5 protein-coding genes are annotated in these 7,574 nt (G+C 69.0%); 2 read left to right on the forward strand and 3 right to left on the reverse strand.

The window, feature by feature from the left end; translation table 11 throughout:
* Positions 1-3,075: sensor histidine kinase (locus CGX12_RS18345; RefSeq protein ID WP_142995691.1), on the reverse strand; the 3,075-nt coding region annotated here is incomplete at its 3' end.
* Complete coding sequence (locus CGX12_RS18350; RefSeq protein WP_094041305.1) at positions 3,072-4,217, reverse strand: 3-phenylpropionate MFS transporter; 1,146 nt, start codon at positions 4,215-4,217, stop codon at positions 3,072-3,074. The genes CGX12_RS18350 and CGX12_RS18345, both read right to left, overlap by 4 nt.
* 86 nt (positions 4,218-4,303) lie before the next feature.
* Here CGX12_RS18350 and CGX12_RS18355 point away from each other — a divergent pair, with 86 nt between their 5' ends.
* On the forward strand, positions 4,304-5,203 hold the full coding sequence (locus tag CGX12_RS18355; protein WP_094041306.1) for a ChaN family lipoprotein: 900 nt from the start codon (positions 4,304-4,306) through the stop codon (positions 5,201-5,203).
* Positions 5,204-5,312: 109 nt separating this feature from the next.
* Complete coding sequence (locus tag CGX12_RS18360; RefSeq protein WP_094041308.1) at positions 5,313-5,645, forward strand: SMR family transporter; 333 nt, start codon at positions 5,313-5,315, stop codon at positions 5,643-5,645.
* 1 nt (position 5,646) lies between these two features.
* Here CGX12_RS18360 and CGX12_RS18365 read toward each other — a convergent pair.
* On the reverse strand, positions 5,647-7,574 hold a 1,928-nt coding region (locus tag CGX12_RS18365; RefSeq protein ID WP_142995690.1), incomplete at its 5' end, for a putative bifunctional diguanylate cyclase/phosphodiesterase.

Consider the following 7,574-nt stretch of genomic DNA (forward strand, 5'->3'; position numbering starts at 1 on the left):
CTCCTGGGAGGGCAAGGGCTCGGCGCCGGACTCGGCCCGCGGCACCGTCACGCTGAACACCGAGCCCTTGCCCTCCCAGGAGCGCACCATCAGCCGGTGCCCCAGTATGGTCGCCAGCCCCTGGGCAATGGCCAGGCCCAGCCCCAGCCCCTGCTGGTGGTGACGCTGGCCGTGCTCCAGGCGCAGGAACTCGTCGAAGATCACCCCCAGCTTGTCGGCGGGAATGCCGGGACCGTTGTCCCACACCTCGATGCGCAGGCCCTCGCCGCAGTGGCGCAGCCCGAGCAGGATGCGTCCGCCCGGGTTGTAGCGCAGGGCGTTGGTGAGGAAGTTCTGCAGTATGCGGCGCAACAGCCGGGGATCGCTGTGCACCCGCAGCCGGCTGGGCACCAGTTCGAAGCGACCGCCGTCCTGCTCCGCCAGGGCCCCGAATTCGGCCTTGAGGGTGTCGAACAGGCTGTTCAGGGCGAAATCCTTCGGTCTCGCGGTGAGCTTGCCCGACTCCAGCCGGGACATGTCGAGCAGATCGCCGATCAGCTCCTCGGCGGCGGTGAGGGAGCGGTCGATATGGCCCGCCAGACGCCGGCTTTCCTCGTCGCCCGAGGTCTCCAGCCAGGAGGAGGTGAACAGCTTGGCGGCGTTGAGCGGCTGCATCAGATCGTGGCTCACCGCCGCCAGGAAGCGGCCCTTGGAGGCATTGGCCCGCTCCGCCTGGCGGGTGGCCGCCAGCAGTTGCTGGTTCACCGCCGACAGCTCCCGGGTCCGTTCGGCCACCCGGGCCTCCAGCACCACGTTGGCCTCTTTCAGCACCTGCTCCGCCTGGCGGAAGGTGGTGATGTCGTTGAAGGTCATCACGAAACCGCCGCCGGGCATGGGGTTGCCCTGCATCTCGATCACCCGGCCATCGGGACGGGTGCGGGAAGAGGTATGGGCGGTGCCGGCGCTCATGTGGGCCACCCGCCGGGCCACCTGCTCGTCCACCTCGCCGGGACCGCACAGGCCCTTTTCGGCGTTGTAGCGGATGATGTCGGCGATGGGCCGCCCCACCCGGATCAGGCCCGGCGGGTACTGGAACAACTCCAGGTAGCGCCGGTTCCAGGCCACCAGCTTGAGCTCCTTGTCCACCACCGAAATGCCCATGCCGATATGCTCGATGGCCCCCTGCAGCAGGCCGCGGTTGAAGCGGAACACGTCGCCGGCCTCGTCCACGATGGCGGCCAGCTCCTCCAGCTCCATGGAGCGCCCCTGCAACGCCGATGACAGCACCAGCCGCGCCGAAGAGGCGCCGAACACCCCGGCCAGCACCCGCTCGGTGTGGCGGATCAGGCTGGCCGGCGCCTGCATGCTGCCGTCCAGGGTGCCCTGCTCACCGGCATAGCGGGCGAAGGCTCGCTTGACCCGGCCTTCGCCCACGAAGCGGGACGCCAGTTGCTCCAGATCCCGCACCGTCACCTTGGCCCGGTAAACGTCGCCGTCGTCCTTGTGCTGGCGGCCGACGAAGGCCGCCGCCTGGAAGCGCTCGCTCACCGTGGGCACCGACAGCCAGGAGCCCAGCAGGTAGCCGGCCAGGTTGCACAACAGGCTGAGCAGTATGCCCCAGGTGGCATGGCTCATCTCGCCCACCGCGCCCCAGGCCGGCGGCGTCAGCAGCCACAGCACCACGTTGGTGTCGGCGTCGCCGGCGAAGAGCCCGGTTTCCGCCATCAGGTTGAGCAGCCACATCAGCATGCCCAGGCTCAGGCCCCAGTAGGCGCCGCGCCGGTTGCCGCCGCGCCACAGCAGCCCCAGCACCAGGGCCGGGGCAAACTGGGCGATGGCGGCGAAGCTCAGGTAGCCGATGCGCGACAGGCTGTGGATCTCGCCCAGCCAGAGGAACACCAGCCAGGCGGTGACCATGATGACGATGATGGCGGTGCGGCGCACGTTGAGCAGCAGCTGGGCCACGTCCTCGAAGCCCGCCCCCTGCAGCTGGCGCCGGCGCAGTATCATCGGCAGCACCAGATCGTTGCTCACCATGATGGCCAGGGCGATGGTGGAGATGATCATCATGCCGGTGGCGGCGGAGGCGCCGCCGATAAAGGCCAGCACCGCCAGGCCCGGATAGTCCAGCGCCAGCGGCAGGCTGATCACATAGGTGTCGGGCGAGGTGTCCGCCGACAGCCACTGCTGGCCGGCCAGGGCCAGGGGCAGCACGAAGAGCCCGAACAGCAACAGGTAGAGGGGGAAGATGCGCCGGGCCCAGCGCAGATCCGCCGGATCGTGGTGCTCCACCACGGTCACGTGGAACTGGCGCGGCAGACAGAGGATGGCGCTCATCGACAGCAGGGTATAGACCCCCATGTCGAGCAGGTTGCCCCCGCCCACCTCGGTCAGCAGCCCGAGGTAATCCTCGGTCACCAGCATCCGCTGCTGGTTGGGAAAGGCCAGGATCAGCCAGAGCGCGAAGCCCCCGACCACAATAAAGGCCACCAGCTTGACCACCGACTCCAGGGCGATGGCCACCATGACCCCGCGCTGGTGCTCGGTGGCATCGATATGGCGGGTGCCGAACAGCAGGATAAAGACGGTGAACAGCAGGGCCACCATAAAGGCCACCTCCCCCGCGTCCCGGCCGTCCCCGCCCACCACGTCCGGCGCCACCAGGTTGAGCCCCATGACGATGGCCTTGAGCTGGAGGGCGATATAGGGCAGCACCCCGACGATGGCGATCAGGGTGATATAGACCGCCAGCCGCTGGGACTTGCCGTAACGGGCGGCGATAAAGTCGGCGATGGAGGTGATGTGCTCGCGCTTGGCCACCTCGATCAGCCGGGCGATAAAGGGCCCGGCCAGGGTAAATACCAGTATGGGGCCCAGGTAGATGGGAAAGTAGGACCAGGGATCGGTGCTGGCCTGGCCCACGGTGCCGAAGAAGCTCCAGGAGGTGCAGTACACCGCCAGCGACAGGCTGTACAGCAGCGGCCGCAGGCGGCGAGCCCGTGCCCCCAGGCGCACCTTGTCGCCCAGCCAGGCGAAGAGGAACAGCAGCGCCAGGTAGGCCAGGGCGATATTGATGACGGTCCAGCCCTGCATCAGGCCTCCTGGGGTCGGGAAGTCAGGGGGCTGCGCAGCAGCCAGGCCACCGGCAGCACCGCCGCGCCCATCAGCCAGAAGGTCTGGCCACCGAGCAGCGGATAGAGCTGGCCGGACAGCACCAGCAGCAACGCCACCGCCATGCCCATGGGCAGGGCGGCGTAGAGCGCCTGGGCGCCGATCACCGCGGGGCCGTCCAGATCCCGGCTGATGTAACGGATGGCGCCCAGGTGGCTCAGGCAGAAACTGCCCGCGTGCAGCAACTGGGCCGCCACCAGCCAGACCAGCTCGGTGGTGGCGCCGAGCAGCCCCCAGCGCAGCAGGGCGCAGGCGGCCCCGGCCAGCAGCAGGTGGCGAGCCTCGAGGTGCTCGAACCAGCGCCGGTTCATGGCGAACACCACGATTTCGGCCAGCACCCCCAGCCCCCACAGGTAGCCGATCACCGCGGTGCTATAGCCTTCCCGCTGCCAGTAGAGGGCGCTGAAACCGTAGTAGAAGGCATGACTGCCCTGCAGCAGGGCGGCGATCAGCAGGAAGCGCGGCATGCCCGGCCGGCGCCATACCTGCCACAGGCCGTCGCCCCGGCGCTCCTGGTGCAGCTCCCTCGGCGCCGGCCGCATCGGCAGCAGGCTGGCCAGCCACATCAGCACCAACGACAGCACCATGGTGTGCAGCACCCACTGGGGGCCCAGGCTGTCGCTCAGGTAGCCCACCGCCAGGTTGGCGGCGATAAAGGCCGCCGAGCCCCACAGCCGGGCCTTGCCGTAATCCAGCCGCACCTGCACGATAAGCCGGCTGGCAATGGCCTCGGAGACCGGCATCAGTGCCGGATAGATGAGGTTGACCAGCAGCATCAGCGCCAGCAATCCCGGGCTGGACTGCCAGCCGTAGAAGGCGGCGAAGGCGACCAGGCTGGCCAGGCACAGCCAGCGGGCCGCCGGCAGCAGGTGGTCCGCCGCCCGTACCCGGCTCATCACCACCAGGTTGCCGACGCAGCGCGCCGCCATGCCGAGCCCCAGCAGCAGGCCGATAAAGCCGGCCTCGGCACCCACGTGGCTGAGCCACAGCGCCCAGAAAGGCAGGAAGATGCCGTAGCCGAAATAGTAAAGGGCGAAAAACAGTGAAAGCCAGAAAGCGGGCGCCATGTCGATACGGGGTAAAAGGATAATGGGGCCTATGATAATAACTTTAGGGACGAATTGCTGTTATCCATTGTGCTACAGGTGGTTTCATGCGTATACCCATAGTTCTGCTGCTGGCATGGCTGCTGGGCGGCTGCCAGGCCGAAGCCAGCCCGCCCGTCACCCCGTTCGACTACCAGTTGCACGACCCGGCGGGAACGCCGCTGAACCTGGGCCAGGCAACGCGGCAGCTGGCCTCGGCGGACGTGATCATGGTGGGCGAGCTGCACGGCCACAGGGCCATCCACCGCTTCCAGGCCGAACTGCTGGCCCGGCTGCTGGCCCAGCCCCGGCCCCTGGCCCTGGCCATGGAGCAGTTCAGCCGGGATCGCCAGCCGGTGCTGGACGCCTATCTGGCCGGAAAACTGGCGGAAGACGCCTTTATCGAGCAGGCCAACGCCTGGCCCGGCTATCGCCGCGACTACCGCCCCCTGGTGGAACTGGCCCGGCGCGAGGGCATCGACGTGCTGGCGGCCAACGCCCCCCGCTACATAGTGCGCTGCATCGGCCGGGAAGGGCCCGGCTACCTGGATCGCCTGCCCGCCAGCCACCGGGCCTGGGTGGCCGAGCGGCTGACCCTGGCCGACGACGGCTACAAGGCGCGCTTCATGGCCTCCCGCCACCACGGCCAGGCCCCCACCGAGTTCCAGTTTGCCGCCCAGACCAGTTGGGACGACACCATGGCCGAGAGCATCGCCAATTACCTGCAGGCCCATCCGGGCTATAGGGTGATGCTGACCGTGGGCCGCTTTCATATCGGCGACGGCCTGGGGACCGCCCAGCGCCTGCAACAGCGCGCGCCGGGGCTCAAGCTGGCGCTGCTCTACCCGGTCGTCCCCGGCGAGAACGCGCCGCCGCCGCCCCTGTGGCGGCTGGCGGTGGCCACTCCGCCGGAGCCGTCGACGGGCGGGCCTCCCCTCGCCGTTCCCCGGGAAGAACCCGACTGCTGAGCCGGTCGCCGAAGGCAAACCTATCGCCCAGGCCGATGGGACATGACTTTATCTCCCGCCTCAAATGGGGCACATTGCCACTTTCTGTCCAGTGCGGGAGACTGGGATCATGAACGCATATCTGCTGCTGGCCATGGCCATCGCCGCCGAGGTGGCGGCCACCACGGCACTCAAGGCCTCGGCGGGCTTCAGCCGGCTCGGGCCCAGCCTGATCGTGGTGGCCGGCTATGGTGCCGCCTTCTGGCTGCTGGGGCTGGTGATGCGCACCGTGCCGGTGGGAGTGGCCTACGCCATCTGGTCCGGCGCCGGCATAGTGCTGATCACCCTGCTGGCGGTGCTGGTCTACCGGCAGATCCCGGATCTGCCGGCACTGATCGGCATGGGGCTCATCATCGCCGGGGTCATGGTGATCCAGCTCTGGTCCGACAGCGGCGGCCACTGACTCAGGCCAGGGCCCGCCGGGACGACCGGTAGACGCTGTCCGGAAAGCGGGCCAGCCAGGCGTGGGTCTGCTCGGCGGGCAGCGGCCGGGCGAACAGGTAGCCCTGGAACTCGTCGCAGCCGGCCTGGCGCAGGAAATCCCACTGGGCCTGGGTTTCCACTCCTTCCGCCACCACCGTCAGCCCCAGCTCCCGGCCCAGGGAGCTGATGGCCCGCACCAGTATGGCGTCGCTGGCGTCGGGCCGGCAGTTGCCCACAAAGGACTTGTCCACCTTGAGGATGTCGAGGGGAAAACGGCGCAGGTAGGCGAGCGAGGAATAGCCGGTGCCGAAATCGTCCACCGCCAGCCGCACCCCCAGCGCCTTCAGCGCCTGCAACTGCTCCACCGCCCTCATGTTCTTCTCCATCAGTATGCCCTCGGTCAACTCCAGCTCCAGCCGGTGGGGTGCCAGGCCGCTCAATGCCAGCGCCCGCTCCACCCGACGGCACAACCCGCCGGAGTGGAACAGCCGGGGCGACAGGTTGACCGCCACCGCCAGCTCCCGGGGCCAGGCACAGGCCAGCCGGCAGGCCCGGGCCAGCACGAACTCGGTGATGGGCTCGATCTGGCCGGTGTCCTCGGCGATGGGAATGAACACCGCCGGCGAGATGGCGCCAAATTCGGGGCTGTGCCAGCGCACCAGCGCCTCGAACGACAGCGGCCGCCCTTCCCGGTCCACCTTGGGCTGGAAATGCACGTCGATCTCGCCCCGCTCCAGCGCCCGGCGCAGCGCCGCCTCCAGCCGCAGCCGCTCCACCGCCGCCGCATTGAGCTGGCGGTTGTAGAAACACAGCCCCGAGCGGCCGCGGGACTTGGCGGAATACATGGCCGCGTCCGCGTGCTGCAGCAGGGTCTCCAGGCTGTCGCCGTCCACCGCCAGCAGGGCCACGCCGATGCTGCAGGTCACCAGCAGCTCGTGGCCGTCCAGCAACAGGGGAGCGGACACCACGGCCAGCACCCGCTCCAGCGCCTGGTGCAGGCCCGCCGGCTCGCCCCGGTGCCGGAGCAGCAGCACGAACTCGTCGCCGCCGTAGCGGGCCACCGTGTCCTGGGAGCCCAGGGCAGCCTCGAGCCGCCGGGCGATGTCGATCAGCAGCCGGTCGCCGGCGGCATGGCCCAGGCTGTCGTTGATCACCTTGAAATTGTCCAGATCCACGAAGGCCAGCGCCACCTGCCCGCCCTGCCCGGCAAGCCAGCTCCGGCTCTGGGCCAGGCGCTCCGCCAGCAGGTGGCGGTTGGGCAGGCCGGTGAGCAGATCGTAGTTAGCCTGGTATTCCAGCCGCTGCTGGTAGCGCTTGCGCTCGGTGATGTCCTCGACCGTGCCCTGGTAGTAGAGCAGTTCGCCGTCCAGATCGTGCACCGCATGGGCGGTTTCGGCGATCCACAGGGTGGAGCCGTCCTGGCGGTAGACCTCGGACTCGAAGTCGCTGACGAAGCCCCGCTCGCGGATCTGCCGCTTGAACTCATCGCGCCGGCCGGGGCTGACGTAGAGCCGGTTGCCGATGTCCTGCAGGCCGGCCATCAGGGCGGCGGTCGAGGCGTAACCGTACATCTCCGCCAGGGCCTGGTTGGCGGCCAGGTAGTGGCCGTCCGGCGTGCTCTGGAACATGCCGATCACCGAGTTGTCGAACAGGCCCTGGTAGCGGGCCTCGGCCTGGGCCAGGCGGTGGCGCAATGCCACCTGCTCGTCCAGATCGCTCAGCAGGCCTTCGAGCAGGCCCCCGGGCAGGGCGCGGCCGCTGTCCCTCACCCATTTGATGCGGCCGTCGCGGCAGCGCAGCCGGTATTCCAGCCGGTAGTAGCCCTGCTCCGCCAGCGCCCGGGCAAGGGCGCGCCGCACCCGCGGCCAGTCTTCCGCCATCACCAGCCGCCGGTGCAGGCCGTCCCGCC

Origin of the sequence: Zobellella denitrificans (assembly GCF_002237365.1) — a bacterium.
Lineage (GTDB): Bacteria > Pseudomonadota > Gammaproteobacteria > Enterobacterales > Aeromonadaceae > Oceanimonas > Oceanimonas denitrificans.

What these genes read in the sequence shown, in the direction of transcription:
- CGX12_RS18360 (WP_094041308.1), top strand. Translation starts at nt 5,313, where the DNA reads ATGAACGCATATCTGCTGCTGGCCATGGCCATCGCCGCCGAGGTGGCG.
- CGX12_RS18355 (WP_094041306.1), top strand. Translation starts at nt 4,304, where the DNA reads ATGCGTATACCCATAGTTCTGCTGCTGGCATGGCTGCTGGGCGGCTGC.
- CGX12_RS18350 (WP_094041305.1), bottom strand. Translation starts at nt 4,217, where the DNA reads ATGGCGCCCGCTTTCTGGCTTTCACTGTTTTTCGCCCTTTACTATTTC.